The sequence below is a fragment of the uncultured Campylobacter sp. genome, from assembly GCF_938040115.1.
Lineage (GTDB): Bacteria > Campylobacterota > Campylobacteria > Campylobacterales > Campylobacteraceae > Campylobacter_A.
Genome location: NZ_CALHXD010000188.1, coordinates 1 through 1,504, shown reverse-complemented (window position 1 = coordinate 1,504; position 1,504 = coordinate 1). Strand labels below are relative to the sequence as shown.

At 58.5% G+C, this 1,504-nt stretch carries 1 protein-coding gene; it reads right to left on the bottom strand.

All coding sequences use genetic code 11. From position 1 onward, the window contains the following. Window positions 1-1,504: bifunctional alpha/beta hydrolase/class I SAM-dependent methyltransferase (locus Q0314_RS06515; protein ID WP_298057646.1), on the bottom strand; the 1,504-nt coding region annotated here is incomplete at both ends.

Below are 1,504 nucleotides of genomic sequence, written 5' to 3'. Positions count from 1 at the left end.
CCACGAGCTGATCCATCTCGGCTTGGCTGCGGCGGCGCATGATCCACGCAGCGCCCTGCCTGTGGCTAGATAGAGCGCGCGCGATCATCTCAAGCTGCGGGTGCCACGGCTGATTGGTGTAGATGAGGTAGCCGCCGCTTTTTACGCTGCTTGAAAAGCCTTGTAGCGCAGTGCGCACGACCGAGTTATCGGGAAAGAGCTCAAACAGCCCTGACACGACGCCAAGCGTATATGCGTCCTGCAAGCCCTCGTAGCTAGCGGCTTCGAACGCATTTGCCTGCGTAAAGCTCGCGACGTCCTCCAGCCCGCGCTCCTTTATCATTTCGCTACCGGCTTTTACGTTTATGTCGCTGTAGTCGCGCAGCGTTATGCGCTCAAATTTATGCCCCTGCGCGGCGTCTAGTATGTATCTGCCGTGCCCCGAGGCGATGTCGAGCAGTCGTAGAGGCTCGCCGCGCTCTTGCAGCTTTGCTACGGCTTGGTCGATGGCTAGCTTGATATTTCGCTTGCGCTCTCTGATACCGCGCCAGCCGATGGCGTTTAGGTAAAATTTGTCGATAAATTTAAAAAATTTATTCGCCCCTTGCGGCTCGTTTCGGTAGACGTAGTCAAGCGTACTGCCGCTATCGTAGCCCGTGTTTTCGCCGATCTTTAGCCCGCCGACCCACGGCGAAACCGCCTGCATAAATATCCGCTGAAATTTAAACCGCAAATTTTTCGGGCTAAATCTCGGCAGCGGCGTAGCTAGCCTATCGGCCTCCTCGCGGCTAAAGCCGTATTCGTCCGCATGCGTGCAGTCCACCTCGCTAAAAGGCGCGCTAAAGCGCTCGCCGACGAACTCGCGCACGATCTCAAACGCCCTCTCCCGCTCGCTCTCGCCCAGCGTATCGTGGTAAAATCCATCTAAAATCTCGCGCCTTTTTACGCGCGCGCCAAGAGCGTTGTAAAACTCGTGCTGCGGGGCGTGCTCCACGACCCAGTCATCGCCCGAGATCAGCAGTAGCGTAGGCGTCGTGATCGCGGCGGCGTCCGAAACCACGCGCTGCGCCGCCTCGTAAAGCCCCAGCAGTATGCGCACCGAGATCGCGCGAGTGATGAGCGAGTCGGCGTCGTAGCTGGCCTGGCGCTGTTTGTCGTGCGTGAGATAGTGCGCCTTGACGTAGCTGTTTACGAAAAAATTTCCGCGCGCATTGTAAAGCGCCTTTAGACCCGCTCTAGCAAACGGTACGTAAAGCTTCACGCTAAACGCGGGACTAGCCAGCACCGCGCAGCGAACGCGCGGAGCGTAGTCGTGCAGCCACGCCGAGACCAGCACGGCGCCCACGCTTTGGGCTATCACGGCTAGATTTTGCGTCTCAAAGCCAAATCTCTGCTCGATATGCGCTACAAACTCGTCCACGTCGGCGATGAGGCGGCCGATACTCGGCGCGTCGCCCCGCTCGCCCTCGCTCCTGCCGTGTCCGCGCTGATCCCAGGCAAAATAGCTAAAACTCTCATCCGCTAG